This is a genomic window from Aporhodopirellula aestuarii (assembly GCF_023701485.1).
Classification (GTDB): domain Bacteria; phylum Planctomycetota; class Planctomycetia; order Pirellulales; family Pirellulaceae; genus Rhodopirellula; species Rhodopirellula aestuarii.
Genome location: NZ_JAMQBK010000096.1, coordinates 50,888 through 74,313, shown reverse-complemented (window position 1 = coordinate 74,313; position 23,426 = coordinate 50,888). Strand labels below are relative to the sequence as shown.

The following is a 23,426-nucleotide window of genomic DNA, read 5'->3' as shown; positions in this document are numbered from 1 at the left end:
GCTGGTGGACGGTTACACTGAAACGTGGTTTCCAGTCCGCCATCAGGATGTACTGGACGGCGTCGAGGACACGTTGGGTAATGCCGGATTCGAAATCCGGAACTACCAGCTTTCCGTATCTCACGGAAAACAGCGATTCTTCGGTGTTCTGGACATCGCAACGCCGCTGGCTGACGGGGTCACCCTTTCAGTCGGAATTCGAAACTCGAATGACAAGAGCTTTCCAATCGGCTTTTGCGTCGGCAACCGAACGTTTGTTTGTGACAATCTGGCATTCGCGTCCGAGATCGTCATCAGCAAGCGACACACTCGGTTCGGCACGGATCGGTTTCGTGAAGGCATTGCCACCGCGGTCGGACAATTGACGGACTACCGCACACTCGAAGCTCAACGGATTGAGCAACTGCAAACGCGGGAACTTCCTGACCGAACGGCAGAATCAATCGTGCTGCGTGCCTGGGAGCAGGGATTGGTTGGCTCGCGACTGCTTCGTCCTTTACTGGATGAGTGGCGTAAACCAACCTACGAAGACTTCGAGGATCGTACGGCATGGTCGATGTTGGCTGCCTACACTCACGTTGCGAAAGATCGCCAGCGTCGTTATCCCAGCAAGGCTGCTTGGGAAGTGATGCAATTCCAGGCACTTCTCGCCGCATGACGAACGACGAATGGCTTACGAAGCCAATTTTCGTTCCAGCAAGACGATGCAATGAAGCTATTTGCGGAAAGGACTCCCAATCCCAGCTCGATTCGAGTTGGGATTTTTCAGCGTGTGCCCAATCAGTGTTAGTACATTGAACATTGTGAGTTGAGAGTCGAGATCGATTGCCAGCAGTTCAAACGGCGACTATAGATGGTGTGCGATGCAGCGTTATTGGTCGTGACATCGCACGAATGACTCATCATGGGCCATCGCTGCTAATACCGGCCTTCCAGCGCCTTATCGCTTCTGCGTTCTTCGTGAAGTCGAGGATATCGCTCCATCCCTTTGCATTTTGGTTCTGCAGGACGACAGGTTTGATCCGTGGAAGTAGGTAGGCGAAGCTAAGGCGTCCTCTTAAATCAGACCAGCCGGGGCCGAATGCTCCCTTATCTCGCTTAACGTCATCCACCGGACGGGAGGCATAGCCACTCAAGTGTTCATCGAACCTCCGACCAATCTTCGCCTTCTCGAAGAACTCTTTGGGGTGGGCGACGGCTCGTTTTCCTTGTGCACCGAACGGCACGGTAGGATAGTCGTCAACAAATTCAAGATACTTTGCGTACGCATATCGGTTTCCTAAAATTCCATGTCGGTCCACCGGATGAATGAGCACTGACGCCGTATGGTATAGCAACTCCTCACGATCTCGCTTTAACTCTGCGACAGCCTTCAAGGCGGCATCGCGTTCTGTGGTCATTTTTGCCAAGCTCGACTTGAGTTCCGTAACGGAACCCTCCAGTTTCTCGAATCGTTCTTCTATTGTGATCCAGGAATTTCCATCGATCGCTTTCGCATCATTGGCTGTACCTGCGTGATGCGCATACAACGCGGGAACGTATTGCTGCCTCGGGACCAGCTCTAGATCCGCGGTCGCAGGGTCATTGTCTGTATCGATGGTCACGCCAACGAAAACCGTTTTTGCGAAGAAGTCAGGGTTGCTTGGAAACGCGTCCTTGGAACCAATGAGAAGATTTGCCAGCCCATTTATCACTGGAATGTCTGCGTGACGTTCTGGTCCCCACACCTTGCCTTGGCCGCCTTCGGGTGTCGTATACAGACTGACCAACACAGTATATGTACCATTCGGAACGGGTTCGTAGCGGTCTTGGTTACCCTGCTTGGGCCGAGTCAAATGGCCTTGAAACGGAAGGAGTCGTTTTGGCCCGTCAGCACCAACGGCTGTAGCAAAGTAAGTCAACGATAACAAAAACAATATCGTCGGACGGAAGAAGGACATACGGAAAGGCTCCATTGTTTCAACAATTGGACAGTGTCGTTGGTTTTTCAGCTTATCACGGGAAGTCTGCACGGGAAAAACGTTTCTGGCGGCCGCCCCGCATTATTTCACCTTACGTCAGATTTTTTGTGGCGTGAATTTGGCAAACACTCTTGGATTCAGAACACGCCGATTCGGTCAGACAACAGTTTCCTCAGTTGGGTTTTCCCACGAGCCAATCGCCTTAATGTCGCCCATGTTGCACACTTCCTTGCACTAACTGCTAAACGCCTGCCTATACCTGAAGTGTTTGCTGCCCTTCCGACTCACCGTTTCAAACTGATTATCGTCGATCAGAGCGAGCGTTTTCGATCCGTTGCATCTTCTGCTTTAGCGTCTCGATCTGTGATTGCTGTTCCTTTATTACCCGCGTGAGCACTGCCACTACATTCACAAGCTTGACGGCATCTTTCTCGTGAGTTCCACAATTAGCTGGCACCTCTTCCGCAATGAAGCCGATCTCCCGTTCTTGCGATTCGAGAAGTACAAATGTGGATGGGAGGAGCTCTGCCAAGGAGTCGCGGGCCTCGTCATAACTGAGTCTCTGTATATTGCGTTTGAGCTTGCGAGAAGAAGACAACTGAACTCCTCTTCCACCCACTGTTAGACCGCCGTTCTTAATATTCATACCTCCTGTGACATCGATCCTGTCGTGCAAGGTTCTTCCAGCAGCAAAGCCCGACGGCGGCCCAAACAACTCTGAAACACCATACACTGCTTTGGCCGTTACAGTTCCATTTACAGAAAGTGAGCCTGTCACTGACGTGTTATAAGCCGCAAGACGAAGCAAAGGCCTGTCATCATTCGGATAACCGTTGATCACTAATCGCTTGCGATTTCTTAGCTCATCAACCAACGCGAGCTTCACGCCCGCTATAGCATCTGCGGAGTCGGCTATTTCCGCCCTCTTTGCTGAAGCTGCGGTGTCAGCGTTCGTCGCATTGTTAGCTGTTGTTGCGTTTTCTGCCCGTGTTGCGACGTCTGCCTTGGAGGCGCTATCAGCTTTCGTAGCTTGGGTTGCTTTGTCCGCAAGCATTGCGTGATCCGCGTTGGTGGCGCGGTCTGCCAACCCGGCGTGCTTAGCACGTTGGGCAAAAAGAGCTGGAATATACTGTTGCCTCGGTACCAATTCTAAATCAGGCGTATTGGCATCGTTGTCTTCATCGATGGAGATTCCCACAAAGAGTATACGACCGAAGAAGTCGGCCTCTTCAGGAAACGGAGTCTTCGAACCAATGAGAAGATTGACCAACCCGTTTATCACTGGTACGTCCTCGTGACGCTCTGGGCCCCACATCTTACCTTGGCCACCTTCGGGCGTCGTATACAAACTGACCAGCACCGTATATGTACCATTCGGAACTGGTTCGTATCGGTCTTGGTTACCCTGCTTTGGCTGAGTTAAATGGCCTTGAAACGGAAGGATGTGTTCGGGCTCTTCCCCAACACCAGGTGTTGCTGGCAAAATCACAACCAGCAGAAAAAGCACAATCTCATTCGAATACTTCATCGTGATGTTCCAGTGTTCATTTCGGATAGAATGAAATGCCCGTATTTTCTCTGAGGAAGCTTACCGACAAGTTGAAGCTGGCATTGATGGCCCCAAACATTTTTACAACGATCCTCCACATTTGATTCCCTGTCTACGATTCTGCTTGTATCACCATGGCGGTTCAGTTATGCAAGTTTTCAATCGGTGATTTGTTTAGAATCTGCGGAACAGACAGTGCATCAAGATTCTTGCTGGGGGGAATTGCTATTTGCGAAACCCCGCCTTCAATGAATCTGTTCAGGTCTGGTTTGCCGAACCAGGAAGCATCGATTTCGGATTTCCTGATCTGCGATTTTGTAATCGTGTATGCGCTGTCTCCAAATCCGTAATACGCCGCCTTCCCGTACGCGGCGGCCTCATCGGAAGTGAAAGTGAAGTACTTAGGGTTACCACTTGGTGAATGAGCGTACTTGTGGAGCTTTTCGATACTCTTAAGTTCCACGTTGTCCACTGCTCTGTACAAAGTCACCATGTCACTGGCTTTAGCCAGATCAGCGGCGTCCTCTGCCAAGCGGACTGACTTCACTGCAGCTCCTGCTCCGCCAGGAATTCCTGGCAAGACCACAGCCGCGGTGTCGGCGACGACTGCGATACCCGTTAGTACTCCTGGGTCTACGCCAAACTCTCGGATACTCATGCCCAGGCTCATTACGTCCCAAGCTGTTTCAATCCACTCTCCGTTTGAATCGCGGTAACTTATTGGCCGGTTTACGGAGTAAGAATATGGGTTTAATGTCTGAGGACGGAGCAGAGCATCATTGGGTAGATCGCTGACGAGAGGATCGACCGAGACAAATCGTCCCAGGTGCGAAGCGAGAAAACGCGACTCAAAGTAGTCCAGTCCTGACTCGACATCGTGTTCCTTTTGGATGAATCCGTATCGGGCTGGTCCTGCGGTGCCAGCGTTCATGAAAGAGTTGCGTACGTGGCCAAAAGGGAAGTAGCTTATCTCCTGCACTAATTTGCCGTTTGCGTCAGACAATGCTGTCGTCGACCCTAGATGGTCTTGGTGGAAGAAGACGTCCGAACCAGCGTCCAACGCACCACTTTTCCGGACGATTTTACTGCTGCCGTTTAGCACATATTTTATTGGTTCCGCATCTCGGCGAATTTCAAACGTGGCGTCAACGTAGAAGTCAACTGCAGCCATTAGGTTTCCCGGCCCATCCGTTTGAACAATCGTTTTTACAATTCGTCGGCCTTCGTAGTCATAAATGTAGGTTGCCCGCAAGCCCTCACGTTTGATCGCTACCAAACGGTCGTTGAAATCCCAATCGCATTCGATTCCCGGAGCGTTCTGAAGATTCCCGTTGCGGTCGTAAGCGAAGACGCCAGCAGACTCTGCTTTATTCAACGCGTGAGGTCCGGGTGCCGGGATCTGTGCACCGATCCGCTCACTGACACCACCATCACCACCGTATGTGAGCTTGCCTATGTTCGTGGCAGTCTGTCCATTGAGTGGCTTGTCAAAGTTCGCCGTCTTCAAAACCAGATTGCCGATTCGGTCGTATCGGTAATCAATTTCCGGAGGGATAGCTGGCAGATTCGGAAGTACGAATGAATAGCCGACCGACCCAAGTCGGTAGAGATTGTCGTAAGCAAAACGCTGTGTATTTCTGCGTTGGTCGCCATTTTGAATCACCTCCTTTTGTCGCTGGTCTTCTATCTGGACGATGTTGGACACAGCGTCAAATCGATACCGGTAGTCAAGCAAATGCGGCTCGTTCAGTTTTCTTGCTTGCAGTGAAGATAGACGCAACCGAGGGTCGTACGTATATGATGAGCGGACACCGTTGCCATACGAACAAGACCTAACTCGACCAGAGGGGGTGTACTCCAAGTCAGAAACGATCGCAGGTCCATCCTTCGCCGTGATGGATTTTAAAAGACTGCGAGAATTGAACGCGAAAAGGGTTTCGTCCCCATCGGGATAACGCAGCTTCAATCGGCGTCCCATTGCATCGTACTGCTGTTCCGACTTGTAGCTCACAAGCTTGTCAGTACGAGGATCACGGATCTTCTTTACGGTAAAGGCGATGCGTTTGCGTTCATCGTAGGAGAAATAGGATTCGCCGGATAAGTCAATTACATGTGTAAGCAGACCTTTTGTATTTCGCGTCTGAAGATTGTCATCAACATTCGTCGGCGTATCGTAGATATAGAGAACATCCGGCTTATTGTCGTCCGCTATCGGCTTACCTGAGTCATAGCGCCGATTGAACGAAAATGGTCGCCCTTCATCGTGATAGTCTTCGGTCAAGCGACGATTCACACCATCGTGAGTGTAGGTAATCCGTTGCATTTTTGCGTCAACGGACTGGATCACGTTGGAGGCGTCATCGTATTCGTAAGACGTCGCTCCCCGGTTCAGATCGTTCGTGAATATTTTGCGACCCAAGCCGTCGTACCGAGACCAACGCACGTTGTTTTGAGAGTCCGTTATGGACACCAGATTGTCTTGAAGGTTGTACTCGTACCTGGTGATCCACGTGGAGAGTTGGTCGGCAGGGGTTCCATCGTCGTTGAGTCGAACGACTTCGTGCACTTGACGCAATCGGTTCAGTCCGTCCAGAATCCGAGTCGTCGGAGTTCCCGTGTGTTTTCCCGCTGAATTCAGATCCTCTTCGTCGTAGATACGTTCTTCAAGAGGGAAGAGTTCGGTCAATCGAAGCGTCCGCTTACCGCCCAACTTCTCGGGTGGGTTGCTCACGATCAGTTCACGCCCGAGCGGATCGTGCTTCTTCTCAGTTCGAAGCTGGTCGTCAACCTGGCAGGCTTCACCTTCTACCACGGTGACACAGCCTTCACCGGGTAGATGAAAATCGCGGTTGGGACGACAATATGGCTGGTAGACCGCTGCCCCGTTGCCGCGGAGGTCGAAAACGGTTGCATTATTCACGATCCAGTGGTTCTCTGATTCACCCTCCTCCAGCCTCATAATCGCCTGGCCCGTCCCGCTGGTATAGACGATGCTGTCAAAAGTGGTGTATCCGGGATCGGCGGACATGTTTTCGCGGTGACGTGTTTCGACGGAATTCGCGACAGGGCCCGGAACGACCTGCGGCCGGCCCCCAAACAGATTACCAGCTTCGTCATAAACGTAGACTTCGTTGCGGATGCTGTCGGCTGGCTGGTAAACAAAACGAACAGTAGGGCGATCAACAGTGTCGCCAGGTTTGATGATTTTCACTAAACGAGCGAATGAGTCGTATTTGAAAACCTGATTGTGTTTATTGAAATTGTTGAATGAATTGATCATGCCAAAGCCGTGATTCCAGTCGGCGGATACGACAAGATCGGGTTTGTCCTCGCCCAAGACAATGCGTTCTTCAACAGGATAGGTGTGTCGGAGTTTGTCGTAGTTGAATACTCGAGCGTGGCCCCCACCTTCGGATTTGACCGTCGCCGAAATCGGCGCCACAGCCGGAAGTAACGTGACGTCGCCCGGATCACCAAGTGGGTCAAGCTCTACGATCTTGTTTCCGAACCTGTCATGAGCGGTGCGGCTGTGAGTGACCGTCGCTCCGGCATCCCTTCTGGGATCACCCGGGTGCGCAATTTTCACAGAGTCGTGCTTGCCAAGCGGCAAGAGAATCGCCGGGTCCTTCGTGACGACTTTATCGATTCGCTTCACAAGGCCACGACTGCCTAAATGATGCAGCGGCAAGCCCTGCAATTCGCCGCCGTCGTAAAAGTAACGTGTCTCGGAAACAAAAGCTCTATTCTCATCCACAACTCGCTGAACTGCCGGACGATCAATCAACCATTTTGATAGCGAATCGCCTTCGTGGGCGAAAACTGTAATCAGGATTCGTTCGTCATCGAGTTCCTTCTGAACAACGCCAAAGTTGGACTCACGTACGATATTTCCGTAATTGTCGTAGTTCCGGTTGATCCTTGTCGTTAGCGGCGCGCGAAACGGGAATTCAACTTTGTAGCCAAAGAGTTCAGGAACGAGAGCTTCCGGTATCTGTTTTCGGAGAAGCTCGTTCGCTTCGATAAGATCCGTTTCAGTTCGAGCTTCGAAAGGAAACGATACCGACTTTTTGACCTTTGCCGTCACGCCCTCGAAGCGGCCGGGAGGGTTTGACACCGGCCCCGGACGATAAAGGCGGCGGACCTTCCAGTTATTGCGAACGCGAGAGTATACGTACTTGTCTGGTGTGCAACGTTGGCCTTCAGGCTGGGAGGGTCTGAATTTCGCCGCCCGGTATGCCGACGCGTGAAATGAAGCGTTGTCGGCATCGGGAGCGTTCAACGCTGCTGGATCAATGCGTTCATTAAAGATTATCTTGCCCTTCAATGCTTCCTCTTCATTACCGCCTGCATCCACAAACGTCGCGTTAAGTGGCTGTCCCGTTCCGGTGCCTTCGTCGGTTGCTACGGAAGATTCTGAGGCCGCTTCAGCATATTCATCGTTGTCTTCGCCATCCGGTGCGCCGGTATGGAATCGGTATCGAGTTACAAGTGAAGGTCCACTGACGCGCCCGGTGCCCGTACCCGTTTTACCGGTTGCGGGATCGTATTCATCGCCGCGATCATTCTTTTGCACGAAAGCAAAACCGCGAAACTCCTTTTCGTAAGCGTCAAAGTAACCATCACGATAAGTAAAATCGCTTATGTACTCGTCGGATTGACCATCCTTATTCAGATCCAGTCCAATGTTGGTGGTAACTCGCTTGACCACATGAACGGGGAATGGCAACTTGGACGACCATGGAAAGCCAGCCTCTAAGGCCGCAACGTAGTCTTCCGTGCTGCTCTTGTATTCGATCATCGTGCGACACCCGATACCGTTGTCTATCACGCGCAAGAGGTTGGGTTTCGTGTCGCCAACAAAATCAAAGTAGACGAATGCGTCACGGATATCGACAACGCTGTCTCCATTACGGTCGATGATGTTATCGAGGTTGCGGCTATTGTCCCAAAGCAGATCGGTGGTTCCGTTGCCATTGAAATCGAGTGCGCGAACGACAGTGTTTCCAGCATGGTTTGGGGGAGAATCACGGTTGACCGGCTGGCTCCACTGATTCCCGGAAACGTTAATCCAGAACGTGACGCTTTCGCGACCTGGAATAACAAGATCGGAGAGTCCATCGTTATTGACGTCGATCAATCGGACTTGTTCAACAGAAGCGACATCGGGCAGTTGTGGAAGCTCTCCGTTTGGGAGCGTCAGCGTTTGCCGCTCCTCCCAACGTCCGCCTCCAGCGTTCGTCCAGTACTCCACTCGAATCATGGTCCCGTCACGACGCGATATGGAAACCCAGTCGAGCAATCGATCGCCATTCATGTCGGCAAGTTCACATCGGCGGGCTTTCGGGTTGATTTGATCGAATCTTCCTTCCGCGTGATTCCAGTCATCTGGCAGGAGACCGTTGTCGTGTCGTGCGAGTTTTTCTTTCCATCCGTTGGGTGTGTTGATGAAGAAGTTGGCGCCCTCAGGCACTGTTATCATGACGTCGGGGCGCTTATCGAAATTGATGTCAACAACGCGGGTGTTAGGCCGAACAAACGACTGGAACGGCGGGTTGTTCAACTCATCGCTGAAAACTTCTTGTGCCCCCCATTTGATCGACGCCTCGGGCGTAAGCGGTGTAACGTGTTGGAAACCATTAGTGTTGCGAAACCACAGGATCCGTGAGGCATCACGTTTCACCAGATCGACAAGGCCGTTGCCATCCAGATCACAGAGGAGAACCGTCGGGCTAATCAGACTGAGACCGGGAAACTCGCTGCTTCTTATTTCGGCCGTTAGTCGATTCTTGCCAGTGTTGAGATAAGTAAACTGCTTATCTACACCTGTGCTTATAAACTCCGGTAGTCCGTCCGCGTTGATGTCACAGACCTCGGTAAGGCCCAGGCCCCATCCTCTTGCCATCCCGCCCGGTTCGATCACCTGAAACCGTGGCAGGCTCGCCTCGGTATCGTCCTTTGTCCGCTGGATTCCAAGATGCTCGTCGGTCCGTGCCAGTCCCTTCGCGCTCACGTGAAATTGCGTATAAGTGAATCGTGTAGGAGGCAGAAAGTTGAGCCCGGCTCGGTCGTACTGGGTCACCTTATGAAGCAGAGAAACACCGACCGAAATGTCGCCGTTGTCTTGAGCGTCGATTATCGGATCTGGTTCGTATCCCAGTCGGTATTCGCGAACTTGTTTTCCGTCCGTGAGTATCCTTATGGCAATCAGCCTTCTTGCAATTCGAGTCTCGAATCCCGGGCGAAAATCGCCAAGAACATCCGAGCGGCTGGCCGGTTGGCCGGATGGAGGGCTGTATTCAAATGCGATTTCATGTTTGCGGTCACCAAACTTGGCAAACGTAATCCGATTCGGATAAAGCGTCCCCGGCGAGTCATCGAGCCGCTGGTAGTCGTACTCGATAGTATTGCCGTTGGTATCGATATACTTTTGGAGCTTCCAGCAATATGCAGTGTGAAAGTCGTTTCCGACCGCATGTGGATTGACGACTCTCGCGGCAATCGACAATCCGAAAACCATTCGCTTTCCGTTTCGTTCCGTCGCTTCCCATGCGACGGCGGCAGGGCTGTCTATCGCAACTGGCTTTTCTTCCTTATCGATGACGCGCAGACGGATGAATAGTTCTTCATTCTCGCAACGGAACGTACCGTCGGACAACGGTACGAGTTCTTCACCCTGGAAAAGAAAAGTGTCCGGGCCGTCAGCTGAGTAGACGGGGATGCCTTTATCCGTCTGGCGAACGATCATCGGGATACTCAAGCTCCAGCCAATTCCTAAGATCCCATTGCCGCCGCCGCTGTCGTATCGCAATGAAAGACTTGGCTCATGACCAGCGACACCAGGCTGCACCTGAATCGGTATTGAGTAGGCAGCCGTTCCCGTGTTCAATTGTGGCTCGAACGACTCGCCAAGGCCCTCGATTGAGCCCGCGCCGCTCGGAAGCGAAATCACGTTCGGTGAGACGCCAGATTTGTCGTCAGCAGCGTGTAAAGCAGTTGCAGCAAGGCATGTGATCGTGGTAAGAAGGAGGGCAACAGTCCTGCATAACAGGCAGACGGGCTTACTAGTATTTTCGTGATTCATTCCGCACTACTCAAACCCAAATAGATATTCAATCAGCGGACAACCCAGGCACTATTTGATGCGTGGTTTGTTGGCCTGCAATAATAATTCAAGTTTCTTGACTCGTCCGTTGAGTTCGTCAACCGATTCAGCCTGTTGCTGAACCACTTTAGTCAACACCGCGATCATCTCCATCAACTGAACTGACTTGCGGTCGCTGGTAGAGCATGCTGCTGGAACTTCCTCGGCGATGAATCCAAATTGCCTATCACCCTTCTCATCAGATATATACTCGAATGACACTGGATTAAGTTCTCTTAGCGTTTTCGCCGCTTCATGGGTTGATAGTGGCTTGACATCACGTTTGAGTTCCCGAGATGATGTTTCCGTAAAGCTGCTGGCTTTACAGGCTCCGTCAATTTGCACGTAATGTTTGATCACTAGGGGAACACCTCTAGCCAAGGTAGTAGAGATGGTTGGGGTTTCGAGTCGGCGTGTCTGAACATATTCTGACGCTGCTACCCTAGCTCCGACTACAACAGAACAGTTAATATTACGTGCACTCAGATCCGGAGCTCTAACATTATTCTCAAAGACGGTGACCCCTTGAATCCTTATACCTATTCGTTTTTCAAACTCACCCCCTCCAATCGCGTAGTTTCCCTCTGCCCCACGAATCACAAGATAGCGTTCAACTTCTTCGACGTTAGTTTTTTCAAAGAGAGAAAGTGCAGCTTGATTCCCAAGATCGAGGCGAGTTGAGGTGATTCCCTTTTTCACGTCGAGCGATCCAGCAATTGAACCTCCCGATATTGGCACAGCTGAACCTGCGGCCGTATTGACGAGTTCCTTAATCTGGTTTAGCGTTTGCCCGCCAAGCTTATCGGAATTGATCGCATTAGTGGCCGAAGCCGCCAATTGTGAATTTTCGGAGTTTGTCGCAATGTCGGCACGCAGGGCATGTTTCGCTCCATGAGCGAACAGTGCCGGTAACAATTGCTGCCGCGGCACCATTTCGAGATCAGGCGTCAGTGGATCATTGTCCTTATCAACGGTCACCCCGACAAACAGTGTCTGAGCGAAGAACTTCGGATCGGCTGGGAACGCTTTGTTGGAACCAATCAGCAAATTTACCAAACCGTTGACGACCGGGATGTTCTCTTGACGCTCGGGGCCCCACACCAAACCTTGTCCACCTTCCGGCGATGAATAGAGGGAAACGAGGATTGTGTACGACCCGGTGGCGACGGGTTCGTATTTGTTCACAGCGCCTTCTTTTGGCTTGGTCAGGTGCCCTTGAAATGGAAGCAAGCGAGCTGGTTCCTGAGCAGTGGCAATCGTTGAAGCACAGATGCTGAAACACAAAACCAACCATCTGACGTTCATTGGAAACTCCAAAGTTGTTGAGAGTAAGTCGCTTGCAGGCAAGCTTGTGATTTAATCGATTCGGGCATATTAGATTCGATCAGTTGGACGTGGTTCTGGTATGTTTCAGGTGAGCAATCTCAGCCATAAGTTGGTCAATTTGTTTCTGCTGTGTCTGAACAACCTTAGTGAGCACGGTTACCACTTCTGTGATCTGAATGGCCTTACCGTCCACATCGCTCACTGGTCTTGGAGTGTCTTCCGCAATGAAGCCGAGATGTTTCTCGTTGTCGCTTCCTTTGTATCGAAACGAAACCGGTTCCAATTGCTCGAGTATTGCCGCTGCGCAATCAGGCGTTAGAAGGGAGACGTCCTCCTTAATATCGCGGCTAGACACTTCTACCAGGCTTTTGCACAAGATCTTCGCTTTGTTGGCCCTTATGAAGGGCCCTTCTACATCCAGAATTTTTTTGACTGTGGTATTTCCGCTAACGAGGACACCGCCCGATACGTCAAGGCGTTCACCTGGATCGATGACTGTTCGATCCGGAAAATTAAAAGCCTTTTGAGAAAAGTGAATTGACGCTTTACCCAAACGCATACCCTTCCCATGGAGTATCAACTGACCGCCCAGTTGCCCCCCGGATTTTGGAAACACTTCACTCCACGCATGTCCTTCCAATTTGTCTGCATTTGCGGCCTTCGTCGCAGAGGTCGCAGAGGTGGCCTTAGTCGCGGTGTCCGCTTTCGATGCCTTATCAGCAACTGCCGCGTGCTGGGCTTCTTTCGCGAAATCAGCTGTCGTAGCATGGCCTGATTCTTTCGCAATATCCGCGCGCTTCGCCTCCTTTGCTTTGAATGCAGAATGGGCAAAAAGCGCCGGGATCAACTGTTGACGCGGCACCATTTCCAGATCAGGCGTCGTTGGATCGCCGTCCTCGTCAATTGTGATTCCCACAAAAATGACATTCCCAAAGACCTCACCGGCTGGCAGCGGCTTAATCGAGCCTGCTATTAGATTCACTAACCCGTTCACGACCGGGACATCTTTGTGGCTTTCATCCCAGATACGCGTTCCACCAGTCGGTTCCGTGTACAGTGACATCAGGATGGAGTACTTGCCGTTAGCAACTGGTTCATATTTGCCGGGGCTACCCATCTTTGGTTGTGTCAGATGGCCCTGGAATGGAAGCAATCTCGCAGATTCCTGGGCGGTCGCCATCGTGCAAAAGCAGACGCTGACAAGCATGAGTACGATCTGAGTTTTCATTCGACAGCTCCAATACGTTGATGTGCCACGGTAAATGTTCAGGTTGCTTTCGGGAACGCTGGACTAATTATCGATTCCGAAAATTTCCGGGGGCGGCCCATGGTTGTACCGGATGTAGATTTCAACATCATTAATCTTAGTAATGTCAATGTTGTGGTTGCGTGTATCACTGCCGTTAAACACCAAATACCAGTCTGTTGCTCCGACCGGAAGGTTCCTGATCTTGGATTTAAGATGGTAGTACGTGCTGGTGCCAGATTTCAGGTATGTTGTCGGCCATCCGCCGATTGGTTCCACGCTTTCGACCGACGCGAGAAAGCTATCGACAAATTTGTTTGAGTGGTCAATCTGTCCAGAGCTCGTAAGGAGATTGAGCCGCTGAAATTCCGGAATCGTTATCCGCTTCAGGGCATCGCCTCCACCAACAGCCGCGTTGGTCTCGGGCTGCGCGAAGTAAGTTCTCTTCGTCGTTTCGCCTGTCATGGCCAGCCAAAACTGCGGAACGTCCTTCGCCTGTGTCGGATCCCGATAGAACTGGCCTAGCTGATCGGGCACGACTCGCACTGCAATTGCATCGATTGTCTGGTTCCAATTGTTTGGGTCGAAGTGGGGATTGACATGCAAACCAGGGATCTCGTCACCGGGATCCGGATCAAAGTATTCGTACACTTCGAGGCTAATCGGAAACCGCAACAAGAAGCTATTATTGGTTCCAAATGTATTCTTCCGAATATATTCGCGTAGCAATTCCTTCTGTCTCGCGATCGGATGATTCTTAAGATTCAAGAGATCTTTACGCAGCGACAAGACTCGAGCTACTTCGTTTGAGCCATTTGACTGCCGAAACGGAGTGAGGTCTCCTCCGGCTTCACCGTGTCGAAGGAGGAAATCCCAGTTTTCTAACGCTTCGAGTGCGTCAGCGCACTGCTGTGCGTTGGTGATAGTGAACAGGTCATCAACACTGGTAAGTTCCCAGAACTCCAATCCTGCATGGACCACGTTTCCGATTCTTGGAGGCGTGCCCTTGTCTTTGACTGGACTCAAATAATCTTCTCCCCATGCGTACCCCATGGCACGCGCGAGATCATACACCCGGATCACTGCCGCCTGAAGTTTGTCGCGCGCGTAAGACTGAGCGACTGTCATTTCAATGGTGTAGGTTGGATCGTTGTACCAAGCGGTATCGGCGGTCAACTGGGCTCGATGCAGGTCATCGGTTAATCGATACATGCGGCCAATCTCATCCTGCAGGGCGGCGTTCGCCGCCAGTGCTTCATTTGCCGCTTTTTCGACATTGAGTGTCGCACCCGACATTTGCAACAATAGTTTTGATACTGTCGCATCTCGATTTGCGTCAAGCGTAGCTATCTCACGCATCTGCACAGCTCGGTTTTGTTCGTTCCTTAGCAATGCTGTCGGCAAGACTCCCACATCAACGGCAACTGTTACCGACCCCTGAACAAATGGGCCTTGCGAACCAATGCCTGCCGTTTTGGACGCGGAAACCTTCACACTGTTGAATGCCGCGACAGCCAATTCCAAAGCTCTTACAGTGTCGCCTTGTTTGTTTACCGCAACCTTTATTACTCCAGCCCGTTTTTCTTCGATCGCAACGAAACGAGGGATGAGACCGAGATCGTCTTTCGCTTTTCTAACACCGATCTGTGCGTTGTCTAATCGGAGAATGGCAGCTCCAATCGTTCCTAAATCGTTTGCGTTGTCGCTGGGATCGTAGCCCTTTGGATTACCCAAGAGGCGTTGCATTCGCCGCAACACTTCGTTGTTGAAGTACTTAATGTCAGTTGGCGAACGAAGGTTGCTTAATGTGACTTCAGCGCCGTTCACTGTGACATGGTCGTTCTCGACATCAATGCCAGCCAGTTCTTCGAGTGGCGCTTTGAATCGGGCCTGCTGCTCTTTCAGTTCATTGACAAATGCATCGCGCTTGTTGATATCCACGAAATTTGTTTTCAACCGCGCCTCCTTTTCGAAGTGAATCGCTTCGACAACAGCTTTTTGCGCTCGACGCAGAAACGTTCGAACGTCAGCAGATGAAATGAAATCCCTTGACCGCCCCATTGGCGGAAGTCGCCGATTCAATGAATCGAATGTGTCTCGCGCCAACAGGACGTTACTATTGATTTCCAGGCCGAGATTCCGTTGATAGGACTCGCGATCCTGACGAGATGCCAGGAGAGCTGCCTGCAGGTATGCACCATGCCCAACTCGTTTGAGCAGAAGTACAGCATCCTGTGCCTTGGGCGGTAGTTCACCGTCAGGTGTGATGTCGCCGGCTGACAGCAAGTAAAGGCGACTCGCCACGCCAATATGTGCCAAAGACCATTGACGGAGCGCTCGTGTCATTTGCGCGCCTTCAGCAAGTACGTTTTCCGGATTAATGCCCCATTGTTCCGGGGACGGATAAGGTGCCGCAGTAGGATACTTAATCCGAACGAACTGCGGGAAGTCCGGCAATGCCGTCCCGGAACTACGAATGGCATCCCGAACCGCTGAGCGTTGGTAGATCAACATCGCTACCTTCAATCCGTGTTCGTAGGCTGCGATGGCTTCCTCATACTTGGGTTGCTCTTTCAAGGCTGGGTTCTTTACCCGAAACTTCGGCTTGTCGACATCCGAATCACTGTCGAGATTCAGCGGTAGGACGATTTGAATCGCCTCGCGGAAAAAATGGTTGCCCAGCAGCGACTGACCACGTAGCAAATCATTCACGCTTTGCGAAAGAAGCTCACTTAGTCGTTCTCTGGGTGTTGTGCTGACCACCGACGATGGCAAGTGCGACAGGAGAATTTCGTCGAATTCCTCCTGGACGGCAGGTTTCGCCATGTCGTAACCTTCCAACAAGTCACGAAACGTCGCAACGGCATGTACTAGATGATCTGCCGACACCATGTCTGTTGCACCCACTTTCGCGTCGTACAAAGCTCTCAATTGGTCGAGCGTTACGCTACGGTTACCGTTAACGAATTTCACCGTACTTCGATAACGCCTTCCGTTCGCTAGGTGCTCCGCTCCTTCCTTCAACGATTCAATGAACTGCTGGCCCGTCGGCACGCTGGCCAGATCGTCGAACGTAAAGGCGAGCAATTGCAATGCAGGGGGTGAGTCGGCATCCAGCAGCCTGAAGCTTCCATCGATTAAGCCGAAGCCACCAGCAAAATCCGATGACCCACTGTCGGCGTCGCCGGTTGGTGTCCAGTTCGTGCCGAACACACGCGATCCGACGACCAGATGTAAGTTGCCTGCGCGACTTCCTACGTCAACGATGCCCGCCAGGTTAGGGTTAAACCACTGTCCGCCGAGACTACAGCGCATGCGATAATTCTTGCGATCAAGGCCATCTGGGTCAGGTTCGAACGGACTCACATATGCGCCGTCACCAGGCAGTAGAGCAAGGGGATTCTGTGGCGGCAGTGGTACGAGGCTGACGTCCGTATCCTCCACTTGAGGAAACGGCCGAGCCACTGAAGTCTTCGGGTGCCTGTCATTGTCGAAAGTGGTTGCATCGAGCATGTAGCCCTTCAGTGAAAGGCTGGGAACTGCAGTACTCGGCAGCACGCCACCAGAAGTGAACAGGTTGTATCCTCCAAGTAATCGCCCCGGCTTAGGTTCCGGTGGCTGAAAATTAACCAACGCGGAAGCGAGCATGATGGACGTCGTTACGAACTGCGTCGAACCCTCCTGTGCCGGTTGAAGATCGTCAGTAGTGGCAGCAAACGCTTCGTCGTCTTGAGGAACGAATCCTACGATTTCTGTTTTCGCGAGTGAGAAGTTGATCGCATGGTTTTTGGAAATGAAAATGGTTTCGGACTTCGATTTGTAGCCAGATTTGCCAGACGTAACTTGATAAAAATGAGGGCTCAACAGATCAACCTTGAAGGTGCCATCGTCACCTGTCACCGGAGAAGGGTTAAAGGCACCTCCGGAAATTGTGACTTGCGCATCTGCAAGAGGTGCATTTCCGGCGGAAGCATCGGTTACTTTTCCCGACACGGAATAAACTTGCGGGCCGTCAACTTCCAATCGCCATTCTTTAAGTCGCTGTGTGGCGCCAGGGCCGTCGGCGACGTCCTGGATCTCTAGCGTCCATCTACCCGCTGACAGCTGCCAGAATCCGTGATCATCCGAAAACCTGCCCCGAAAAACACTCAGTGCTTCTTTCCCGTCCTTTGGGTAGAAGTCGGTTGGGTACGTGCCGTTGAGATCTTCGCCGCTAACATCTTTGCATAGCGTTACACGTTTCGGCTCAATTGGACCTTCACCGTCTGGATCCGGACCAACGAGATTGATGACCAAATCCTTTGTTCGCGGATGAGCGATGTCGACATGAACACGGACGTCGTCAATGAGCACCCGCTCGTCAATGTCAATTGCCGCCGATGTTGTTTCGCCGTCTCGGATCAGCCCCTCGACCAAATTTGAAGGTGTCCACGTACCGATTGCACGCTCTCTCTTGCCAGGAGCTGATCTGATTCTGTCGAGGGCGAATGTGCCCGTCAGACGCAGTGGCTCAGACGAAATTCCAGAAATGATCTCAGTGTATTGTCCAATCACTCGTTGTGGATTATTGGCATCGGTTTCCCCGACAAGCGTAATTTCGCGTCTAAGTTCGGAGAGGAACGGATTCAGCTCGGTCTTGTCGTACTCCAACGTTGGAGACGCTCCGTCGAGTCGATAAGAGCCGGCAAGTTTAAAGCGATTCGTTCCTGAAAAAATGATAGCCCCGGAAACCGGAACGTCCGCTGGAAAAGTAAGTGACTCGTCTGAATTGATTTTTCCGCGAATCGTGCCGTCCGCAGCTCTGAAGACGCTCATGTGAATGTCGACGGCTGGTAAATCCGCCAACTGCCCGTTGACATGGGTAACTCGCCCAAATCCTCGGAAATCGCCTTCAAAGTCCGGGACGTCAACGGCAATTCTGAACGTTCTCTCGCCCACATTTTGATCGCCTGCCTTTGCGGTGATCTTAAGATCGCCAGTTTGGCGAGTTCCACCGGGGAGCCCTTTTCGATTAGCGACCAAAGTTAGAGTCGTCGGAGTGTTCTGAAGGGAACCCGAAGCGGACGGGCTTCCTTCTTCATTGCCTTGTAGCTTCAGCGTTAACCATTGCGCGCCAGTCCACTTGGCGTCAAAGGTCAATTCGCCGCCCCCAAAGTTCTGGAGAAGAATGTCGTGGGAGTTGACGTCCGGGTGGAAAAGAATCAGTGACTGTACACTATTGTCAATTGCATCCGGGTGAGTCCACGTGCCCCTGTCGATATTGGCATCGTCATCGATGTCGATATCCTCTGGTCCTGGGAAGTTGCCCACCGGTGAGACATCGGCGTCGCTCTGAACAACCGTCCTCAGCAACGGTTGGTCCTGTGCATTGGCAGCATTCGAAGCAAAAAGGGTCGCGGTCAAGCTCACGCAGAATAATGACATACGTGCCACGGAAATAAACCGAAAATTAAGATGCGATGTGGTAACAAGCATTGTCACTCCTGCGAGTCTAGTCATCGGACCAACCAGGTAAATGTTTTGTAATGGCCACCCTACCCCGCGCACCTTCTGTCCGCAATCGTTTTCAAGCCGAAGAAAGCCGAAGAGGGTGCGATTCGCCTAAGGAATGGGGCCGTGCGACACCGTACTTCTGCCGCGAAACACGTTCGACGATCTGCCGTCTACCTGCGGGCGTTGATTTGGTGCGGATTGTGTTCATAAGAAATGGCGACCGGCTCGGTTCACCGCGCATCAGCAGTTTGGCGTAAGCGGTGAAGTTTGGCAGATTCACGATGTCATCAGGTGTAACGCATCCTCCCAAATGCATTGCGAGCGTCTCCGCGTCTCGAATCCCGCTGCGAAAGGCTACGGTTGAGCCACAGTTGCCCAAAACGGCCGATAGTGTCTCCTCATCGATCTGTTCCAGAAACTGTGTCGCCAGTGCGGCAAAGCTGACTCGGTATTTTCGGCTCTCAGAAAGAATTGTTGCGAAACTGCTATTTCCGGCGGAAACAAACGAATGAAACTCGTCGATGTAGACTTGAACGTCGGTGCGTTGATCCTCAGGCACATCGGCGCGACTTAACGCCGCTGTCTGAATCGCGGCCACAAGAAAGCCGCCGAGGACATTGCTGGTTTGCTCACCAATGAGCCCCTTGGAAAGATTACAGAGAAAGATCGACTTTGGGTTGTCGAGGATTGATCGAATCCGAATCGTTGACTTCGGCTGACAGGTGATGGCTCGGGCGATCGGGCTGGCCAGGAATGCGTCGAGCTTGTTGAGCACGGGTGATACGGCTTCTTCGCGAAACCGATCATTCCACGTCCCAAAGATGTCGACCCAGAATCCCCGAATGACCGGATCGCTGATCCGGGAAACGCATGACTTTCGCCAGGCTTTGCTCGTCAGTAGTCGCTGCACCGAAAGCAGCGTCGCATCGTCCTGTTCCAGCAGTGCCAGGACACTGTTACGCAAGATCTGTTCAAGTCGCGGCCCCCAGGAATCGCCATATAGTTTCTTCAACGAAACCACGATGCTGTCGGCAATGAGCGGGCGCTGCTCGACTGACTCACAATAAAGCGGATTGAACGCGACGGGACAGTCGCGGTCGGCGGCAGAGAAAAGGATAACATCGTTGGTGCGATGCCGCGGCACATCATCGAGGATGGCATCAACCAGATCGCCGTGTGGATCGATTACGCAAACGCTTTTACCTGATCGCATCGCGTCACCGACCATCGATCGGATGAGCGTGCTCTTGCCGGTTCCAGTGCGTCCACAGACGAAAAGATGCCTGCGGAGATCGTCTGTGAGAATTCCAAATCGCCGTCTCTCGCCCCGAAATCGCACGCGGCCAAGTTCGGTCATGTCGCTGTTATTTGTTTGTTTCGACGGAAGCAGTCGCGGCGGTTCCAGCTCTCGTACTCCGGCACGACTCAGTTTGGCGACTTCGCTACTTGCGGTCGGAATATGCCAGAGCGTCGCCAACTCGGATGCATTCATCAGACAAGACGGCAATCTTCTCAATGGTCGATTGGTTTTTGCTTGTAGCGTTCGAAACCATGCGTTCGCCGAGGTGAATCGCCCAAATGCTCCGATCACTTCAGCAGTTCGCTCAGCGACTCGATCTGTCACCAGGTTGGATGCAGAAACCGACACAACAATCGTCGTGTCAAATAAGTGACGGCTGAGTTTGTCAGTGACTCCGGGAAATGCCACGCGACGCCGGCGGGAAAGAGTACGGCACAGCCGAGCCACTGCTCGTTCGCTAAGTAGCGGGCTTGTGCAAAGGGCGTAATGCAATCGTCTTATGCGATCCCACGCGAAAAACCGTCCCAATTGTTCAACGCGACAGGCCGCTCGCATGCGTTGCCTAACTGTTGCGGGACGAACCGTAATACGAAGCCTTGCGCTTGACGTGGCAGTTGGTCGAAGCTGCGCGAGAATGCCTGCCAGAGGATCGTGCCGAGCACGTTCCCGCAAATCATCAAATTCGTGAAACATGCGAATTGGAAAGACATCAGGTGCAAGTACCAGGCAGACAGACGAAGACTTGCGACCATCTTTCTTTTCCGTCGAAGGAATAATCTCGACACTGACGCCCGGAAAGGCATCCTGTAGTTCTTCGAGGAAGGTGGCTTTTAACTCGGCTGGCACATCTGCAAAAAATGCGATCTCGCCAGCTGCAGATCCAATCTCCAGAGTTAACGGGCGACGATGAGGATTGGCTTGATGCAATGCGTCGAGCATGGCTTCGACACTGCGAGGGCCGCGATCACACAGTGCCGGCGGTTGAATGCGGATACGCACAGAGTTGAATTTGGGAACCCGCCCCTCGGACATCTGCCTTGTGCCGTTGGGGCGGGGCCTGCCGTGGCCGTGCTTCCATCACTCGGCGACCGCTTCCCGGAACACGGGGCACATATGGCCCGCAAGGATCGATGGGTCGACGGTGCGCCACACCGACGACACCAGTCGAAACGCGTCTGGCGTGGGAAGAAAACAGTGTCCGCTCGTCGGCGAACAATGCCGGCTCGGGAATAGCCTCCCGACAGGGTACCAGAGATTAGCACAACGCCGGTGCCAGCGCGATTGACTTTGACGGTGACGAAATCTTGCTTTGCGCAGGTACCAATCCTCGTTGTCGGCCACGATTATCCGTCAGACAGACGTCACTGATCGGATCGGCGGCAGAGAGAAACGTTCGTAAGTCAGTCACCAGAAATACGGTCCGCTTCGGATTTCGCATCGTCTTGCGAGCTGCGGCCAGAATGTGACGTGTTCGTTCGCTACTGCGAGTCGTGATGAACAGCACGACCGGACGCAGCGGGTCGAGAGCATCAAATTGAGATTGGTATGCGTCGTAGCCGCGAATCTTTCGTTCGATCGACTCGGTGTGAATCGCGGATCGAATTCGTTCGGTCCCGTTATCCAGCTCAACAAAGTAACGAAACTTGTGGCCAGACTGCAGTGACAGTTGAAAAGTGCAGTCCGGAAATAAAATGAACCCATCAGCGTCTATACGACAACTGTTCTCACGCGTGAAATTCTGGAGCACTGCACCGCTGCTGATGATGTTGTTGAGAACGTGAACAAGGACGTCACCCAAACACCGAGTATGATGATGATGCCCGGCAGCGATCGCCTCAAAGTACCGCCGCTTCGGCAAGGGCTCGTATTCGCCATGCAGCAGCCGAAAGCCGGTTCGGTTTAGCTTGAAGTAATGTGGAGAAGCTCCGGTTGTCGTCGAATAGGGCCAACTACGAATGATGCCCGAATCCGCAAGGCGCTTAAGGCGTCTTTGAAGCAGGCGAAGTTGGGTAAATGGCTGACGGAAAGTGTTGCTGAGACGAAGAAGCTGTTCCGCCGTTAACGGGTGAAGTTCGATAGCACCGAGCAGTTCGAGGTCTCGATCGGTGATGTGAAGCTGGGGGGAAGTCGTTGTCATCAGATGCGGACCAGCGTAGCATCAATTTGAACTATTTCCTTCCGTTTCGACTTGATGGCTTTTCAAAATGCACCCTACATGAAAGACGTCGACGAACTCATTGCGGAGACCCCGGTTGAACGTGTGCTTTTGCAATACGGTCAATCACTTCCTCAGAACAACCTGGGCGAACATCGCATGCCCTGTGTGTTCAATGAATCCTGCGCTGACAGTTCGTACGGGACGCTCACGGTCAACGTTTCAGACGTCGCGAAGCGGATCTACTGTCATTCGTGCGGCGTACGAGGGAACCTATTGACGTTGCTTTGGGGGCTGGAAAAACGAAAGCCGCCTCAAGGTGGTAAGCTCCGAGGGTCCGAATTCAGAGAAGCCGTTCAATTGCTTCGCGTGCTGACCGGCGAACCGCCCAAAGCTTTATCCGAAGAGACCAAAGCAAGACCGCTGACGTCGTCGGCTGTGGTGAATCCGTCAAAGCCGGAGCACAATGTTCCACTGAAAGACTCAGCAAATATTCGGGCCCGCGAATTGGTAACACTTCACCAACAATTGCTTGTTGATGTCGATCAGATGAACCCCGCGGCGGCAACATATTTCCGCAAGCGACCGTGGCTGACGCCCGAGGTGGCGCGCCGCTGGAAGCTTGGCTATCTGCCGAATTCCGCGAAGGGATTGCTCCGGGGACGCATTGTGTATGCCTATGAAAACGAGAAGGCTGAAATTCTTTCGTATTTCGGTCGAGATCCTGCGTTTGAACAGCATTGTTTTGAGTGGGAACGCAAGGGGCGACCCGAAAAGGGAAAGCCGATGAAACATCGCTTCGTAAAGGGCTTTCATCGAGGTTTGGAGCTTTACGGGCAGCAGGGTCGCGAGCGATTAGTAGACGGGCGGCTGGACGAGGCACTGAGTACCATTGGCCTGGTGGTCGTAGAGGGGCCGAACGACGTCATTCGTCTGGACTGTTTCGATGTGGCGGCCGTCGGCCTGTGTTCCAATAAAGCGACTGACGTACAAGTCAATAAAATTGCTCGATTCGCTCGGCAGGTTGCCGGCGGAAACGTGGTCCTGATGCCTGACACAGATCCCGAAGGTGAAGACGGCGTTAGGAGCCTGCTTTGGAAGCTGCATCAGCTGGAAGGCCTGTCAATCAAACTTGGGTGGTCCTCTCAAACTGACTGCGGGCGTTTTGCCTCGCGTCAACCAGAATCCCTTTCTTTTGAGGAGTGGAAGGTGCTACGAAGGCGACTAGATGATAAAATTATGAGCAAAGGTTAGT

At 52.4% G+C, this 23,426-nt stretch carries 10 protein-coding genes; 2 read left to right on the top strand and 8 right to left on the bottom strand.

Annotated features, from left to right (window positions below; all coding sequences use genetic code 11):
- A partial coding sequence (locus NB063_RS29170; RefSeq protein ID WP_250932763.1) for a DUF932 domain-containing protein occupies positions 1–658 on the top strand: 658 nt, incomplete at its 5' end.
- Between the two features lie 244 nt (positions 659–902).
- On the opposite strand, the gene NB063_RS29165 is transcribed toward NB063_RS29170, so the two are convergent.
- The 8 genes from NB063_RS29165 to NB063_RS29130 all read right to left on the bottom strand — a co-directional run bounded on the left by NB063_RS29165 (position 903) and on the right by NB063_RS29130 (position 22,153).
- Entirely contained in the window at positions 903–2,012 is a 1,110-nt protein-coding gene (locus tag NB063_RS29165; protein ID WP_250932761.1) for a hypothetical protein, read from the bottom strand.
- Positions 2,013–2,262: 250 nt separating this feature from the next.
- Positions 2,263–3,489, bottom strand: coding sequence for a tail fiber domain-containing protein (locus NB063_RS29160; protein ID WP_250932759.1), 1,227 nt, complete (start codon positions 3,487–3,489; stop codon positions 2,263–2,265).
- A 163-nt stretch (positions 3,490–3,652) separates the two neighbouring features.
- Complete coding sequence (locus NB063_RS29155; RefSeq protein ID WP_250932757.1) at positions 3,653–10,459, bottom strand: SpvB/TcaC N-terminal domain-containing protein; 6,807 nt, start codon at positions 10,457–10,459, stop codon at positions 3,653–3,655.
- Positions 10,460–10,642: 183 nt separating this feature from the next.
- Positions 10,643–11,956, bottom strand: coding sequence for a tail fiber domain-containing protein (locus NB063_RS29150; RefSeq protein ID WP_250932755.1), 1,314 nt, complete (start codon positions 11,954–11,956; stop codon positions 10,643–10,645).
- A 79-nt stretch (positions 11,957–12,035) separates the two neighbouring features.
- Positions 12,036–13,205, bottom strand: coding sequence for a tail fiber domain-containing protein (locus NB063_RS29145; protein ID WP_250932753.1), 1,170 nt, complete (start codon positions 13,203–13,205; stop codon positions 12,036–12,038).
- A 63-nt stretch (positions 13,206–13,268) separates the two neighbouring features.
- A complete protein-coding gene (locus NB063_RS29140; RefSeq protein ID WP_250932750.1) occupies positions 13,269–18,770 on the bottom strand; it encodes a carboxypeptidase regulatory-like domain-containing protein in 5,502 nt (1,833 codons plus the stop codon).
- A 19-nt stretch (positions 18,771–18,789) separates the two neighbouring features.
- Complete coding sequence (locus NB063_RS29135; RefSeq protein ID WP_250932748.1) at positions 18,790–20,208, bottom strand: type IV secretory system conjugative DNA transfer family protein; 1,419 nt, start codon at positions 20,206–20,208, stop codon at positions 18,790–18,792.
- A 1,063-nt stretch (positions 20,209–21,271) separates the two neighbouring features.
- Positions 21,272–22,153, bottom strand: coding sequence for a replication-relaxation family protein (locus NB063_RS29130; protein ID WP_250932746.1), 882 nt, complete (start codon positions 22,151–22,153; stop codon positions 21,272–21,274).
- 54 nt (positions 22,154–22,207) lie between these two features.
- On the opposite strand from NB063_RS29130, the gene NB063_RS29125 reads away from it, so the two are divergent.
- A complete protein-coding gene (locus NB063_RS29125) occupies positions 22,208–23,425 on the top strand; it encodes a DNA primase (protein WP_250932744.1) in 1,218 nt (405 codons plus the stop codon).
- Position 23,426 lies beyond the last annotated feature (1 nt).